Origin of the sequence: Streptomyces sp. BK208 (assembly GCF_004364245.1) — a bacterium.
In the GTDB taxonomy this organism is placed as follows: Bacteria; Actinomycetota; Actinomycetes; order Streptomycetales; family Streptomycetaceae; genus Streptomyces.
Window position 1 is genome coordinate 345,902 of record NZ_SOAV01000001.1, and the last position, 14,840, is coordinate 360,741.

Below are 14,840 nucleotides of genomic sequence, written 5' to 3' on the forward strand. Positions count from 1 at the left end.
CGCCCGGTGGACGTCAGGCCAGGGAGAGGAAGAGCTTCTCCAGCCGGGCCCGCATCTGCGCCGAGTCCCGGACCTCCGGGTCGTCACTGGTCATGCACTGCTGCAGTCCCGTGGCGATGATCGAGAAGCCGGCCCGGTCCAGGGCGCGGGAGACGGCGGCGAGCTGGGTGACCACGTCCTCGCAGTCGCGGCCCTCCTCGATCATCCGGATGACGCCCGCGAGCTGCCCCTGGGCGCGCCGCAGCCGGTTCAGCGCCGACTTGAGCTCGTCGGCCGACATGTCGAGTTCCATGCCTCTTCCTCTCCTCCGCCCGGTCGCACCCGGTGCCTCACCGGGCCCACATACCCCCACGGGTATCCTACCGTGCGGGGGGAGAACAACGAGAAAGGTTCCACTCCGTGATCAACCCCGTCGAACCCGACACCACCCGGACCACCACGACCCCGGCCACCACGACCCCGGCCTCCGCGACCCCGGCCACCGTGACCCCGGCCTCCGTGACCGTCGGAGAAGCGGCGACCCGCCTGCCCGAGTTCACCGTCGTCGACGTCCGCTCCCCCGGCGAGTACGCCGGCGGCCACCTGCCCGGCGCGCACAGCGTGCCGCTGGAACGCCTCGACCAGGCGGCCGACGCGCTCTCGGCGGCCGCCGCGCGTGGACCGCTGCTGCTCGTGTGCGCCTCCGGCAACCGGTCAGCCAGAGCCTGCGCACGACTGGCGGCTCGGGGCGTCGAGGCGGCCACCCTCGACGACGGCACGACCGGCTGGACCGCGGCCGGTCACCCCGTCGAGCGTTCGGCCGGGGCACGGACGCCCTGGCCCATGGACCGGCAGGTGCGCCTGGCGGCCGGGTCGCTCGTCGCCGCCGGTTTCGTGGCGGGCCGGTTCTGGCGCCCCGCCCACTGGCTGTCCGGAGCGATCGGCGCGGGACTGGTCTTCTCCGGGATCACCGGCACCTGCGGGATGGCCGCCGCGCTGGCCCGGCTGCCTCACAACCGGCCCGCCCCCGACGCCGTGCCCTTCGAGGAGACGCTGACGCGCCTGGCGGCCTGAGGCCGAGCCGCGCCGGCGACGACGGGCGCCGACCCTCTTTCCAGGGTCGGCGCCCGTCAATTTTGCATGACATGCATCTTTGCATACCATGCAACTTATGTCGGGGAAGAGTGCCGCGGGGGGCGGTCTGCGGGAGCGGAAGAAGCGGGCCACACGGGCCGCTCTGGCCGAGGCCGCGGTACGGCTCGCCGCCGAACACGGGGCGGAGAAGGTCACCGTCGAGGCGATCAGCGCCGCGGCCGGGGTGTCCGTGCGTACCTTCTTCAACTACTTCGACAGCCGCGACGACGCCTTCGTGGTCATCGACGCGGACGCGGGCGCACGCATGCGGCGTGCCGTCCTCGAAGCACCGGCCGAACTCTCCCCGCTGGCGGCCCTGCGCGAGGCCATGGCGGCGGAGCTGGCCGAGGCGGAGCAGCAGCACGAGCTGTGGCGGCTGCACGCCGAGGTCCTGCACGCCTCACCGCACCTCCTGGCGCGCGGCGTCGGGGCCCACATGGCGGCCGAGGCGGACCTCGCGGACGCCATCGCCGAACGCCTGCGCGGGGCCGGCGGCACGAGCGGTGCCGGGTCCGTGGCGGAGGCCGGATCCGGGCTCTACCCGCGGCTGCTGGCCGCGGTGGCGGGCGCCGCGGTGCGCACCAGCGTGGACCACTGGTCCGCCCACCAGGAGGAAGCCGCCTTCCTCGACGTCTTCCACAAGGTGTTCAGCCTCCTCGCCGCCGGTCTCCCGGCGCCCCCCGCGTAGCCTCCGCGCCGGACTGCGCGTCCCATCAGACCACCACCGAAAGAGATGTCGTGACCGCTACCCAGGCGCCCGCCGACGCGCCGCCCACCTCCATGAGCCACCGGCAGATACTCCAGGCCATGTCGGGCCTGATGGCCGGCATGTTCGTCGCGATCCTGGCCGGCACCGTCGTGGCCAACGCACTGCCCACGATCATCGCCGACCTGGGCGCCAGCCAGTCGTCGTACACCTGGGTCGTCACCTCCGAACTCCTGGCGATGACCGCGACGGTGCCCCTGTGGGGCAAGCTGTCCGACCTCTTCAACAAGAAGCTGCTGCTCCAGCTGTCGCTGGGCATGTTCGTGGTCGGCTCGCTGCTGGCCGGCTTCTCGCACGGCGTCGGGCTGCTGATCTTCAGCCGGGTCGTGCAGGGCATCGGCGCGGGCGGTCTGACCGCGCTCGCGCAGGTCGTGATGGCCTCCGTCATCCCGCCCCGCCAGCTGGGCAAGTACGCCGGCATCTTCGGCGCCGTCTTCGCCGTGGGCACGGTGGCCGGACCACTGGTCGGCGGTGTCCTGGTGGACACCTCGTGGCTGGGCTGGCGCTGGTGCTTCTTCATCGGCGTGCCCTTCGCGCTGCTCGCCATCGCCCTGCTCCAGCGCACCCTGCGTCTGCCCACCGTCAAGCGCGAGGTGCGCATCGACTGGCTCGGCGCGTTCCTGCTCGTCGCCGGTGTCTGCGCCCTGCTGATCTGGGTGTCGCTGGCCGGCAACGAGTTCGACTGGGCGTCCTGGCAGACCGGTGTGCTCACCGGCGGCGGTGTGCTGCTGCTCGTCGCCGCGGTGTTCGTCGAGGCCCGCACCGCCGAGCCGGTCATCCCGCTCGGCATCTTCAAGAACCGCACGGTCACCCTGACCACCGTGGCCAGCCTCCTGGTCGGTGTCGCCATGTTCGGCGGGACCGTCTTCCTCTCGCAGTACTTCCAGATCTCCCTGGGCAAGTCACCGACCGTGGCGGGTCTGATGAGCCTGCCGATGATCCTCGGCCTCCTGGTGTCGTCCACCGTCGCCGGACAGGTCATCAGCCGCACCGGCAAGTGGAAGCGGTACCTGGTGGCGGGCGCGGTGATCATGGCCGTGGGCCTCGCCCTGCTGGCCACCATCGACGCGAAGACCGACTTCGGTCTGCTCAGCCTCTACATGGCGGTCCTGGGTGTCGGCGTCGGCATGCTGATGCAGAACCTGGTGCTCGCCGCGCAGAACGACGTGGCCGCCACCGACCTGGGCGCCGCGACCTCCGTGCTGTCGTTCTTCCGCAGCATGGGCGGCACCATCGGCGTCAGCGTCCTCGGCGCGATCCTCGCCAACCGGGTCGCCAGTGAGACGGCCAAGGGGCTCAGCAGCGCGGGCGTCACCGTGCCCGACGGCGGCGGCTCCGGCGAGGGCAGCGTCCCGGACATGTCCACGCTGCCCGGCCCGATGCGGACGATCGTCGAGCACGCCTACGCCGTCGCCACGGCCGACCTGTTCCTGATCGCCACGCCGTTCGCCGTACTGGCCCTGGTCGCGGTCGTCTTCATCAAGGAGAAGCCGCTGAAGACCACCAGCGGCATGGAGCGGCTGGCCGAGGAGTCCGGCGAGGGCGGTGCGGCGCCGACCGAGAAGGACCCGGCGCCGGTCGCCTGAGGCGACCCGGCGCGATGACAGCGGGGCCGCCCGTCCGATCCGGACGGGCGGCCCCGCTGCCGTGTGCGGCGGCGGACCGGAGGTCAGCCGCGGGCCACCGCGATCGAACCGGCCAGCCGCTCCCCCGCCTCGTAGACCATGTACGGGACGCCGTGGTCGGTGCCGAAGGACGGGGACGCCGCACGGCCGTTCTCCGGCGCGGTGCCGTGGGAGTCGTAGAAGACGCCGAGATGCCTGCGGAGCGAGAAGTCGTTGCCGACCTCGGTGATCATCAGGTCGCCGCCGCTCTCCTTGTCCTTGTTGTAGACGACGTAGGTGCTGTCGTTCCGGTGCAGCAGGTGCGGGCCGCCCACGTTGACCGCGCCGACGTCCGTGTGGCGCACCAGGGGCTCCTGGGAGAACGTCCAGGTGCGGCCGTCCGCGGACCAGCCCCAGCCGATGTCACGGTGGTTGGTGGTGTTGTTCACCATGAAGACCATGACGTAGTGGGCGCCGCGCGCGGGCAGTTCGTGCGGGAAGACCCGGGCGTACGAGGTCTCGGTGGTGCCGGAGGGCAGCACCGAGGTGTTCAGCACGACCTTGTCGTAGGTGAAGTGGATGCCGTCGCTGGAGCGGGCGAGCCTGGTCGTGGTGTTCTCGCCGTGGAAGTACAGCCACATCTCCTTGTTGCCCTCGTGCCACATCACGTGCGGCGAGGAGACGTGGCTGACGGAGTAGTGCGGCGCCCACTTGTTGGAGACGATCGGGTTGTCCGGGTACTCCGTGAAGGGGCCCTCCAGCGAGTCGCCGTAGGCCAGGCAGATGCCGCCGGGGGCGTCGTGCGGGGCGTAGTACAGGTAGTAGCGGCCGAGCCGGCCGCTCGCGGGCAGCCGGTCGTAGACGCCCCGGACGGTCGGGAAGATGATCTCGCCGGTGGGATTGTAGGCAAGCCTGGACGGCGTCAGCAGGGTGCGGACGTAGGTGTAGTCGGGGAAGCCGCCGGGCGCGGCGGAGGCGGTGGGCGCCACGGTGGCACCCAGCGCGAGGGCGGCGCCGGTGGCGGCCGTGCCCTTCAGGAACAGACGGCGGTCGAGGTGCGGCTCGGGCATGTCGACTCCTGGGGAGAGGGGGAGGTCACAGGTACTGGGCGGCGGTGACGCACAGGCCGCCGAGGGCGACCAGCCACACGTAGGGCAGGGTGCGGACCATGACCTGCTGCGGGCCGACGCCCGCGTACTGGGCGGCCCACACGGTCTGGGTGCTGGTCGGGTCGGCGACGCCGAAGACCTGGTTGTACGAGGTGGCCATGCCGAGGACGGCGACGGCCGGGTAGATGCCGGTGGCGATGAGGACGCCCGCGATGCCCGCGCCGAGCCCGAACACGTTGAGCGGGCCCCGGTACAGGCACAGCGGGACCAGCGCGGTGAAGACGACGACGAACAGCACCGGGTTCTGCGGGCTGACCGCCTTCATCAGCGGCTCCAGCGCGTCCACCGCGCCGGGGAGCTTGACGGCCGCGAGCAGGATGCCGATCGCCACGAACAGGGCGAGCGGCGGCGCGGCCACCTCGAAGCCGCCGTACAGGGTGCGCAGCAGCCGCTTGTTCATCTCGCCCGGCCTGGTGGTGGTGACCAGCGCGTAGAGCACCCCGGCCAGCATCGAGGGGATGATGGCCACGTCCAGGCCGAGAGCCAGGACCAGCGGGACCACCGGGGCGAGCAGCGCGTACCAGGGTGCGTCACCGAGGCGTTCGCGGCGCGGGGCGGGGCGCGCGGAGACGGACTTGAGCGACCACGCGTGCTCGGTGCCGCGCCGCCGGTTCTCGATGACGACGTAGGCGACGGCCGCGACCAGGGCGAACGGGAACAGCTTCACCATGAAGCCGCGGACGGTGTCGACGGGCAGGTCGAGCGCGGTGGAGAAGAACTGCCAGACCGGCAGTTCGAAGGGGACACCGACGGCGATGCCCATGAGCACCGTGCCCGCGGCCGTCACCTTCGGCACGCCGACGGCGACCATGGCGGGGATGCCGATGATGCCTGCCAGCATCGCGGCGGGCGCCGAGCCGGTGACGGTGCCGACGAGCGCGGAGACGGCGAGGACGCCGAGGGCGACGACGGTGGGCCGGTCGCCGCCGAACTCGACGATCTTGCGGACGAGGGTGCCGGCGATGCCGGTCTCGTCGAGCAGCTTGCCGAGCCAGGAGCCGAGGATGATGGCGACCATCGTCGCCGCGAGCGCCGGGGCGCCCTCCTGGAGAACCGTGTCCAGGACGCTGTTCTCACCGGTCAGGGGCGCGCCGGAGAGGAAGGCGATGACCACGGCCAGCAGCACCAGAGCGAAGGCGGTGGGGAGCTTGCGGGTGAGCATCGCGGCGACGCCGGCCGCCATGACGAGGAGGATGACGACACCCATGGGTCAGTTCTCTCTTCTTGCGTCACGTGTAGGTGGTGGGGTGGGCGCGCCGTCGGCTTCGGCGGCCACGGCGGCGGTCAGCAGCAGCGGGCTGCGGCCGAGCCCGCAGACGGTACGGGCGTAGGCGTGCGCGGCCACCTCCTCCGCACCCGCGACGTGTCCGGGTACGCGCAGCCGGCCCAGCCGCAGGGCGCTGTGGCCGAGGGCTCGTTTCAGGGCGGCCCGGGCGGGCCCGTGGTGGAGGTGGACGTGCACCGCCTCGTGGGCGAGGGCGGCCGCCCGTACGGAGCCGGGCGGGTACCAGTCGCGCCAGCCGCGGGCGTCGACGACCCGTTCGGCGAGGGCGATGGTGTCGGTGTACAGCTCGACGGTGGCCGGTCTGGAGGTGTACCGGGCGAGCAGGCCCCGGGCGAGTCCGCCCTCGCTCTCCACGATCCGCGCGGTGCACTCGACGGGCGCGAGTGCGGCGCCGTACGCGTCGGCCGCCCGCGCCCACCGGCGCAGCAGCTCCGGGTCGCGGTGCTCGTGGGTCGGGGTGGCGGCCAGCAGCCGCACCGCCCACCCGATGTCGTCGGTGGCGGCGAGGTCCGCCCGCGCGGTGGCGTTCTCGACGGTCACTCGCGCACCTCCAGTACGGCGACCACCGGTTCGTCGGCGGCGCGGGAACGCAGCTCGCTGCGGGCCAGGGCGAGCAGGGGCTGCGGGTCCAGGACGCCGGAGAGGTCGGCGATGCGGGAGCCGAGCAGCAGCCGCACGGCGGGAGCGCGGACACCTCCGTCGCCGTAGGAGGTGTGCTCGGCGACCAGCTTGGCCAGCACCTCGGGGGCTGCGGCGACAGTGGTGGCCTCGACCCGGGCGTCGGGCGCGTGGTGGCGGACGACACCGTCGGCGTCGACGACCCGTACCGGGTGGCGGACGGGACGGAACCGGCGGTGGGTCTCGGCGCCGTAGACGGTGTGTGCCGGGGTGCCCGCGAGCACGCGCACCTCGGACACGTCGGTCCTGAGACTGGTGGCGGCCAGCCGCAGGCGCTCGGCGTCGTCGGCCCGGTGGGCGCGGTCCTGGGTGCGCAGTTCGGTGGCGCCGGTGGCGACGGCGCGTACGACGTTGGTCTGCGGGTCGACGGTGACCTCGACCTCGACGCCCTCGGCGGCGGCGCCCTGGTCGACCACGGCGCGCTCGGCTTCGGCCCGCACGGCGAGGATCTGTTCCTGGGTGGCGCCGGGCACGATCCGCTCGACCTGTTCACGGACCAGGGCGAGGGCGACGCCGATGGGGCTGATGACCTCGCTGTGCCGGGCGATGCGGCCGGTCATGCCGGTGCGGGCGGCCAGGTGCGGGGTGACGGAGGCCGCGCCGCCGCCCCCGCCGACCAGGAGAGCGGCGTCGGTGTCCAGGCGGTACTCGCGTACGAGGTCGTCCACGACGGACTTCACCTGGTCGGTGCCGGCGTCCAGGAGCCGGGCGGCCGCGGTGGGCACGTCGGTGCCGAGGGCGGCGGCGAGCGGCGCCAGCGCGGTCCGGGCGGTGCCGGGGTCGGCGTGGGCGAAGTCGCCCTCGGGCACCCGGCCCAGCGCGTTGGCGGCGCAGGTCATGGTCAGGGCGAACCGGCCGCCCGCCGTGTCGAGGACGGCGTAGTCGGCGGGGTCGCCGGGCAGCGGGCTGACGGTGGTCAGCTTCGCGTCCCGCAGGTCGGCCGGGTCGGCGTAACAGGCGTACGGCAGCCCGGCGATGTGGGCGCTGCGCGGTCCGACGCCGACGACCCGGCCGCCGGACACGCGCACCATGGAGCCGCCGCCGACGCCGACGGTGCGGACGTCGAGGGCGTTGAGGTAGGAGGTCTGCCCGAGCAGGACGGCGTGCCGCACCGCGACCTTGCCGCGCCGGACGACGCTGATGTCGGTGGAGGTGCCTCCCGTCTCCAGGAACACGCCCTCGCTGACGCGTTCCTGCATCAGCGCGCCCGCGACGCCGGCGGCCGGCCCGGACAGGACGGTCAGCAGGGGCCTGCGGCGCATCTCGTCCAGGGACATCACTCCCCCGTCGCAGCGCATCACCATCAGCGGCGCGGTGACGCCCGCCTTGGTGATGGAGGCGTCGACGAGGTCGGCGGTGGCCAGCATGCGCGGCAGGATCGCCGCGTTGACGACGGCGGTGCGGGTGCGTTTGCGCAGCCCGTACAGGGACGTGATCTCGTGCGCGGCGGTGGTCGGCAGGCCGGTGGCGCGGGCGGCTGCGGCGACCGCCTCCTCACCCTCGGGGCGGTCGACGCCGAACGGTTCGCTGGCCACCAGGGCCTGGGCTCCGGCGGCGGTGAGCCGTTCGACGGCGGCCAGGACGGCGGGGGCGTCCTCGGGGTCGGACACGTGCGCGTAGTGCAGCGGCAGGCGCTTGCCGGGGGTGAGTTCGAGCTTGGCGAGCGTGGCGAGCCTGCGGGTGAAGTACGTGCCCGCGCCGGTGCCTATGCCCAGCAGGCCGACGGTGGCGACGTCGCCCTCCAGCAGGGCGTTGGTAGCCTGGGTCGTGCCGTGCGCCAGGAAGGCCACGTCGGCGGGTGCGTGCCCGGTCTGCGTCAGCAGCCGGTCGAGCGCCTCGACGATGCCGTGCGCGACACCGTCCTCGTGATGGTGGCTCGTGGGGACCTTCACCTGGCCCACGAGCCTGAGCGTCGTGGCGTCGACCGCCACGGCGTCGGTGAAGGTTCCGCCCACGTCGATGCCGACGCGGATGCGGTGGGTGGTCATGTCCGGGCACCTCCTTGTGCTGGGTCGGTCCACGCGTGGGCGGTCACCGGGCGGGGCAGGTGGTGCTGCCCCGCCCGGACTCCCGTCCCGCGCGGGGAGTTCAGTAGCCCCTGACGTCGGGCCAGTGGCGCTGCACGCCGTCGCGGTCGAGCACCCTGGCGAACTCCTCGAACCGCTTGTCCTCGGCCTGCACCGCGTGCGGCTCGACGTCCTCGGCGAGGCAGTGCGCGGCGAGGGCTCCGGCCACCTCGCCGACGTTCCACTCCACCGGGTGCAGGCGGTAGCAGCCGTTGGTGATGTGGGTGGTGCCGAGGTTCTTGCCGGCCGGCAGCAGGTTGCGCATCCGGCGCGGGACGAGCGCGCCGAGCGGGATCTCGAAGGGGACGGAGCCGATGTCGACGTAGCCGTCGCCGCCCGTGGAGGGGTGCAGGTCGATGCGGTAGTTGCCGACGCCCACCGAGTCGCGGTGGCGGGTGCGGCCGTAGGGGCCGAGCAGGTCGATGGAGACGTCGTGCTCGGTGACGGTGGTGACGGCCTTGATACGGCGGGACTCGCGGACGTAGGGCGCCTTGGCGAGGCCGTCGGCGGTGCCGGTCACGTCGGGGCGCGGGCGCAGTCCGGGGAAGCCGGTGCCGCCGTCGGTGCGGGGCGCCTCGGTCTGCAGCCAGTACAGCACCGACAGGGACAACTGCCGTGCCTCGCGCAGGGCTTCGGTCTCCTGTCCGATGTAGGGCTTCAGCCAGTAGTCGTTGAGCGGCCAGTTGACGAGGGTGATGTCGGAGTCGAAGGCGCCGTCGGTGTGCAGCTTGCGGGCGAGGATGCGGCGGAAGCCCCACAGTTCCTTGTCGCCCGCGTCGGCGCTCTGGTCGGCGCTGACGGCCAGCGGGTCCAGTTCGGGGTTGGGTTCGAAGGTGCGCGGCACCGGTTCCAGGGTGCGCGGGTCGGGGGCCTCGAAGCCGAGCAGCGGTCCCGGCCAGAAGTCGGGCTTGTAGTCGCGCCAGAAGTCGTAGTCGGCGGGGCGGTCGATCGTGTGGTCCTCGCCCTCGTGGTGGGAGAGGGCGAAGCAGACGGTGATGCCCTGCTGGTTGCCCGGCTGGGCCTCGTCGGGTGCGTGCGGTTCGTCGAACTCGGCCCGGGACTCGGCGCCGTTGACGTGTTCGACGCCCGCGAGGCGGAGCAGTTCGCCGGTCTCGGTGGCGTCCAGGACGTAGCGGGCGGGGACCGTGCGGCGGGTGCCGTCGCGCAGGTCCTCCAGGGTGACGGCCCGGACGACATCGTTGTCGGTCTCGGCGGCCACCGGACGGTGCTCGGTGAGGACGGTGAGCCGTCCGGCCGCGCGGTGCGGGGCGAGCATGCCCTCCAGGACGGCGAGGGCGACGCGCGGCTCGTGGCAGAGCTTGCTGACCCGGCCTGCGCCCGGGTTCAGGTCGGTGAGCGCCAGAGCCTCGGCGCGCAGCGGGTACCACTGGCGGTAGTAGCCGCGGATGCCCTCGCGCAGGCGCCGGTACGAGGCGGTGGTGCCGAACTGTTCGACCCAGGGGTGTTCGTCGGGCGGCACGGCCTGGCTGGTGAGCTGGCCGCCGACCCAGTCCGTCTCCTCGGTCAGGACGACGCTGCGGCCGGCCCGGCAGGCGGCGAGCGCCGCGGCGACGCCGCCGAGGCCGCCGCCGACGACGAGGATGTCGGGTTCCGGTATCACGCTGCTGCTCCTTCGGTGGTGCGGTCGGTTCTGGGGTGGGTCGGGTAGGCCGGGTGGCCGGTGGGGTCAGGAGGCGGCCGGCGGGCCGGCGGTCGTGCCCGGTCTGAAGGCGCAGGCGACGAGGGTGCCCTCGGCGGGGCCACCCGCGATACGGGCGGCGAGCAGCCGGACGGCCTCGCCGCCCAGGGCGGGCCGCGGGATGTCGAAGCCCGTCGGCGCCGGTTCGTCCGCGAGGTCGGCGGGCGGGCTGCCGAGCAGGGCGAGCGACACCTCGCCGGGGCAGTCCAGCCCTGCCTCGTCCACGGCGGTGCGCAGCGCACGCCAGGCGGCGCCGGTGTCGGTCTCCTCGGCGACGAAAGCGGTGACACCCTCGGCCAGCCAGGCCCTGACCCGGTCGGCGGTGAGGTCGCGGCTCGGGTCGCCGGAACGGAACACGGCGCCGGCGCCGGCGGGCAGGCCGCTGTCCGCGAGCCCGTCGAGGAAGCCGCGTTCACGGTCGGTGGAGGCGGGCGCGTCGTCGTCCTCGCGGACCAGCAGGACCCGGCGGTGGCCGAGTCCGGCGAGCGCGGTGACGACCTCGCGGCTGGCACTGACGTAGTCGGCGCCGACCCAGGCGAGACCCTCCGGTTCGTCGCGGCGGCCGACATGGACGACGGGGAATCCGTCGGCCACCAGGCGGCCCAACTCGTCGGCGGGGGCGTGGCGGCCCAGGAAGAGACAGCCGTCCGCCAGCCGTACGCGATTGAGCGCGCCCGCTCCCCGGGCGCCCGCTCCCCCGGTGCTCGACCCGGTGAACAGCACCAGGTCGTAGCCCTGCGCGGCGGCTTCCTGCTCCACGCCGACGAGGAACGGGTAGTACGAGTGCCGCACGTCGGTCGGGAAGGTGGCGGTGAAGCTGAAGACGCCGAGCAGGTTGTTGCGGGCGGCGGCGAGGCGGCTGGCGGCCGGGTCGGGGACGTAGCCGAGACTGCGGGCGGCGTCCAGGACCTTGGCGCGGGTCTCCGCCGAGATCGGCCGGCCCGTCGCGAGGTCGCGCCCGGACAGCACCAGGGACACCGTCGCCTGCGAGACACCGGCGAGCCCGGCCACCTCCGCCTGCCTGGGCCGGGCCCGCCGGCCGGGCGGCGCGGCAGCCCTCCCGGGCTTGGCCCGCCCCGCGGCTTCCTTCGCCACCACTGCTCCTCCCTGTCGCGACCGACGCGTTAATGCGCATTACCTCATGCGCATTAACGAGTAATCTGGAGGACCGGGGGCGCCGGGTCAAGGGGTTGCGCGGAGGAAAAATCTGCGGGGCGGCGGGGCTTCCCGCCGCCCCACGAGGTGTCGGATCAGATGCCGAACGGTGCCGCGTACCGGACCGTTCCGGCGGGCAGCGGGTGGGCGGCGTCCAGGGTGAGGGCCATCAGGGCCTCGTCCGGCACGTCGACGGTCAGGCCGATGCCGTGGGCGGAGGCCCGGGTGAAGCCGAACCGGGGATAGTACTCCGGGTGTCCGAGCACGACGACGTGGTGTTCGCCGAGGCGCTCGGCCGCGCGGAGCCCGGCCCGCACGGCGGCCGTGCCGGCACCGGAGTTCTGGTGCTCGGGCCGGACGGCGACGGGTGCCAGGCACAGCGCGGGGCTGTCGCCGATGTGGCAGCGGGTCAGCAGGGCGTGCCCCACGGGCCGGTCCGACGCGTCGACGGCGACGAGGGACAGGCCGTCGATCCACGCCGTGGGGTCGGCGCGCAGGGCGTCGACGAGGGCGGCCTCCTCCGGCGTGGGGAAGGCGGCGCGGACGAGGGCGCGGACGGCGGGGACGTCGGCGCCGGTCTCGGTGCGGGTGGTCCAGGAACGAGAAGTGGGCATGACGGGACTTGAGTCCTTCTCCGTGTGCGTTCGGTTCGAGGGCTGCGGGGCTTCAGGCCGCCGCTCGGGACGCGAGGGAGCCCGCCGGGGCCGCGGGGTTCAGGCCGCAGGGGAGGTCCGGGCGTCGCGGCGGACGGCGTCGAGCTCGGCCATCGACCCCACCTCCCTGTCGTTCCGCTCCCGCGGAGCCCGATCGAACGCGAACGACGAACACTGTAGCCGGGCGGCTGTGCGCGCCGGGCGTGGCCGCCGTGGTCGGCGCGGGCCGGGCCGGCGCACGGACCGGCAGGGGACCCGGCTGTTAGGCTGGTGGAGACGTTGATCGTGCAGCGAGGAGTCGCGGACATGGTGGGTGACGACGACATCTCCGGGTGAGACCCGGTTCCGGTAGGCCGCAGCGGGCGTTTTCGAGCGCCGTCGCAGTGGCCCCTTCGTCGTTCCCTTTTTCCTGTCCTCCCTCCCGGGCAGAGGTCTGATTCCTGCCGCTGCCCCTCACCGCCACGAGGTCGTCTCCATGTCCGACGCTGTCCTTCGCTGTTCCCACCTGTCCTTCTCCTGGCCCGACGACACCCCCGTCTTCGAGGACCTGTCGTTCACCGTGGGCGCGGGGCGCACGGGTCTGGTGGCCCCCAACGGGGCCGGCAAGTCCACCCTCCTCAAGCTGATCGCCGGAGAGCTGCGGCCCACCGCGGGCTCCGTGACGGTCTCCGGTGTCCTCGGCCACCTGCCGCAGACCCTCCCGCTGACCTCCGGCCTCACCGTGGCCGAGATCCTCGGCGTCGACGCCGTGGTCCGGGCCATCGACGCCGTGGAGTCCGGGGACGTGGCCGAGGAGCACTTCACCGCCATCGGCGACGACTGGGACATCGAGGAGCGCACTCGCGCCCAGCTCGACCGCCTGGGCCTGGGCGACCTCGCCCTTGACCGGCGCCTCGGCACGCTCAGCGGCGGCCAGGTGGTCTCCCTCGGACTCGCCGCCGAGCTGCTGAAGCGGCCCGACGTGCTCCTGCTCGACGAGCCCACCAACAACCTCGACGCGGCCGCCCGCAGCAGGCTCCACGACGTGCTCTCGGACTACAACGGCTGTCTGCTCCTCGTCAGCCACGACCGGGAGCTGCTCGACCGCATGGAGCGCATCGCCGAGCTCGACCGCGGCGAACTGCGCCAGTACGGCGGCAACTTCACCGCGTACGAGGAGGCCGTCCGCGCCGAGCAGGAGGTCGCCGAGAAGAACGTCCGCAACGCCGAGCAGGAGCTGAAGCGGGAGAAGCGGGAGCTTCAGCAGGCCCGCGAGCGCGCCGACCGCCGGGCGAGCAACGCCGCCCGCAACCTGAAGAACGCCGGGCTGCCCCGCATCTTCGCCGGCAACATGAAGCGCGGGGCGCAGGAGTCCGCGGGCCGGGCGGGCCAGACCCACGCCGACCGGGTCGGGGAGGCGAAGGCGCGGCTGGACGAGGCGGAGCGGTCGCTGCGCGAGGAGGAGCGCATCACGCTGGACCTGCCGGACACCCGTGTCCCCGCCGGACGCACCCTCTTCCTCGGTGAGCGGCTGCGGATCCGGCTGGGCGAGCGGGACGTGTTCGGCTCGGCGGGCGCCGACCTGACCGTCCGGGGCCCGGAGCGGATCGCGCTGACCGGCGCCAACGGCGCGGGCAAGAGCACCCTGTTGCGTCTGGTCAACGGTGACCTGGAGCCGGCGGGCGGCGAGATCAGGCGGGCCGACGGGCGTGTCGCGTACCTCTCCCAGCGGCTCGACCTGCTGGACGAGGAGCGCACCGTCGCCGAGAACTTCGCCGACTACGCCCCGCACCGGCCGGAGGCCGAGCGGATGAACCTCCTCGCCCGCTTCCTCTTCCGTGGCGCACGCGCCCACCTGCCCGTCGGGCTGCTCTCCGGCGGCGAGCGGCTGCGGGCCACCCTGGCCTGCGTCCTGTGCGCGGAGCCGGCCCCGCACCTGCTGCTCCTCGACGAGCCGACGAACAACCTCGACCTGGTCGGGGTGGGCCAGCTGGAGAGCGCGCTGAACTCCTACCGCGGAGCCTTCGTGGTCGTCAGCCACGACCGGCGGTTCCTGCGCGAGATCGGCGTCGACCGCTGGCTGCGGCTGGCGGACGGCGAGCTGACGGAGACGGGGGCGCCCGAGATGTGAGCCGGCGGCGGGGCGGGCCGCGCGGGCACCATGGTCTCCGTTTGCGGTCGGAGGGTGCCGGGCGGCAGGCTGCCGGGGTGGCCACTTTGCTGATCGTGCATCACACGCCGTCGCCGAACTGCCAGGCGATGCTGGAGTCCGTCGTGTCCGGGGCGAGCGCGCCCGAGATCGAAGGGGTGCGGGTTCTGCGGCGGGCGGCCCTGGCGGCCACGGCCGTCGACGTGCTGGAGGCGGACGGCTTCGTGCTGGGCACCCCGGCCAACCTGGGCTACATGTCGGGTGCGCTCAAGCACTTCTTCGACCAGGTCTACTACCCGTGCCTGGACGCGACGCGCGGCCGCCCCTTCGGCTACTACGTGCACGGGGGCAGCGACACCACCGGCGCGGTGCGCGCCGTCGAGTCGGTCACCACCGGCCTCGGCTGGCAGCGCGCGGCGCCCGCGGTGACGGTGGCCGGTGAGCCGGGCAAGGCCGACCTGGCGGCCTGCTGGGAGCTGGGGGCCACGCTCGCCGCCGGCCTGATGGACGGCTGACCTCCCCGG

13 protein-coding genes are annotated in these 14,840 nt (G+C 73.5%); 5 read left to right on the forward strand and 8 right to left on the reverse strand.

Annotation, left to right across the window (positions count from 1 at the left end; all coding sequences use genetic code 11):
- Positions 1-13: 13 nt before the first annotated feature.
- Positions 14-292: a metal-sensitive transcriptional regulator gene (locus EV562_RS01620; protein WP_003978241.1), complete on the reverse strand. Its 279-nt coding sequence runs from the start codon at positions 290-292 to the stop codon at positions 14-16.
- A 191-nt stretch (positions 293-483) separates the two neighbouring features.
- Here EV562_RS01620 and EV562_RS01630 point away from each other — a divergent pair, with 191 nt between their 5' ends.
- From EV562_RS01630 to EV562_RS01640, 3 genes are all read left to right on the forward strand, one after another.
- Positions 484-1,053, forward strand: a complete 570-nt coding sequence (locus tag EV562_RS01630) for a rhodanese-like domain-containing protein (RefSeq protein WP_133884805.1) — start codon at positions 484-486, stop codon at positions 1,051-1,053.
- An 88-nt stretch (positions 1,054-1,141) separates the two neighbouring features.
- Positions 1,142-1,801, forward strand: a complete 660-nt coding sequence (locus tag EV562_RS01635) for a TetR/AcrR family transcriptional regulator (RefSeq protein ID WP_133884806.1) — start codon at positions 1,142-1,144, stop codon at positions 1,799-1,801.
- A 50-nt stretch (positions 1,802-1,851) separates the two neighbouring features.
- On the forward strand, positions 1,852-3,465 hold the full coding sequence (locus tag EV562_RS01640) for an MDR family MFS transporter (RefSeq protein ID WP_133884807.1): 1,614 nt from the start codon (positions 1,852-1,854) through the stop codon (positions 3,463-3,465).
- An 83-nt stretch (positions 3,466-3,548) separates the two neighbouring features.
- On the opposite strand, the gene EV562_RS01645 is transcribed toward EV562_RS01640, so the two are convergent.
- The 7 genes from EV562_RS01645 to EV562_RS01675 form a co-directional block, all read right to left on the reverse strand.
- Complete coding sequence (locus EV562_RS01645) at positions 3,549-4,553, reverse strand: twin-arginine translocation signal domain-containing protein (RefSeq protein ID WP_133884808.1); 1,005 nt, start codon at positions 4,551-4,553, stop codon at positions 3,549-3,551.
- A 25-nt stretch (positions 4,554-4,578) separates the two neighbouring features.
- A complete protein-coding gene (locus EV562_RS01650) occupies positions 4,579-5,859 on the reverse strand; it encodes a TRAP transporter large permease subunit (RefSeq protein ID WP_133884809.1) in 1,281 nt (426 codons plus the stop codon).
- Between the two features lie 3 nt (positions 5,860-5,862).
- Entirely contained in the window at positions 5,863-6,477 is a 615-nt protein-coding gene (locus EV562_RS01655) for a hypothetical protein (protein WP_133884810.1), read from the reverse strand.
- Positions 6,474-8,603: a hydantoinase/oxoprolinase family protein gene (locus EV562_RS01660; RefSeq protein WP_133884811.1), complete on the reverse strand. Its 2,130-nt coding sequence runs from the start codon at positions 8,601-8,603 to the stop codon at positions 6,474-6,476. The genes EV562_RS01655 and EV562_RS01660 overlap by 4 nt, the downstream gene beginning before the upstream one ends.
- Positions 8,604-8,703: 100 nt before the next feature.
- On the reverse strand, positions 8,704-10,302 hold the full coding sequence (locus EV562_RS01665) for an FAD-dependent oxidoreductase (protein ID WP_133884812.1): 1,599 nt from the start codon (positions 10,300-10,302) through the stop codon (positions 8,704-8,706).
- Positions 10,303-10,368: 66 nt separating this feature from the next.
- Positions 10,369-11,478, reverse strand: a complete 1,110-nt coding sequence (locus tag EV562_RS01670) for a LacI family DNA-binding transcriptional regulator (RefSeq protein ID WP_133884813.1) — start codon at positions 11,476-11,478, stop codon at positions 10,369-10,371.
- 152 nt (positions 11,479-11,630) lie between these two features.
- On the reverse strand, positions 11,631-12,149 hold the full coding sequence (locus EV562_RS01675) for an N-acetyltransferase (protein ID WP_133884814.1): 519 nt from the start codon (positions 12,147-12,149) through the stop codon (positions 11,631-11,633).
- Between the two features lie 514 nt (positions 12,150-12,663).
- Between EV562_RS01675 and abc-f the strand changes: the two genes are divergently transcribed.
- Both abc-f and EV562_RS01690 read left to right on the forward strand, forming a co-directional pair.
- Positions 12,664-14,298: a ribosomal protection-like ABC-F family protein gene (gene abc-f / locus EV562_RS01685; RefSeq protein WP_133884816.1), complete on the forward strand. Its 1,635-nt coding sequence runs from the start codon at positions 12,664-12,666 to the stop codon at positions 14,296-14,298.
- 77 nt (positions 14,299-14,375) lie between these two features.
- On the forward strand, positions 14,376-14,831 hold the full coding sequence (locus EV562_RS01690; RefSeq protein WP_133884817.1) for an NAD(P)H-dependent oxidoreductase: 456 nt from the start codon (positions 14,376-14,378) through the stop codon (positions 14,829-14,831).
- Positions 14,832-14,840: the final 9 nt, after the last annotated feature.

Bases quoted from the DNA above. Each gene is read 5' to 3' on its own strand.
- EV562_RS01635 (WP_133884806.1), top strand. From the start codon at position 1,142: ATGCAACTTATGTCGGGGAAGAGTGCCGCGGGGGGCGGTCTGCGGGAG.
- EV562_RS01620 (WP_003978241.1), bottom strand. From the start codon at position 292: ATGGAACTCGACATGTCGGCCGACGAGCTCAAGTCGGCGCTGAACCGG.
- EV562_RS01660 (WP_133884811.1), bottom strand. From the start codon at position 8,603: ATGACCACCCACCGCATCCGCGTCGGCATCGACGTGGGCGGAACCTTC.
- EV562_RS01650 (WP_133884809.1), bottom strand. From the start codon at position 5,859: ATGGGTGTCGTCATCCTCCTCGTCATGGCGGCCGGCGTCGCCGCGATG.
- EV562_RS01675 (WP_133884814.1), bottom strand. From the start codon at position 12,149: ATGCCCACTTCTCGTTCCTGGACCACCCGCACCGAGACCGGCGCCGAC.
- EV562_RS01645 (WP_133884808.1), bottom strand. From the start codon at position 4,553: ATGCCCGAGCCGCACCTCGACCGCCGTCTGTTCCTGAAGGGCACGGCC.
- abc-f (WP_133884816.1), top strand. From the start codon at position 12,664: ATGTCCGACGCTGTCCTTCGCTGTTCCCACCTGTCCTTCTCCTGGCCC.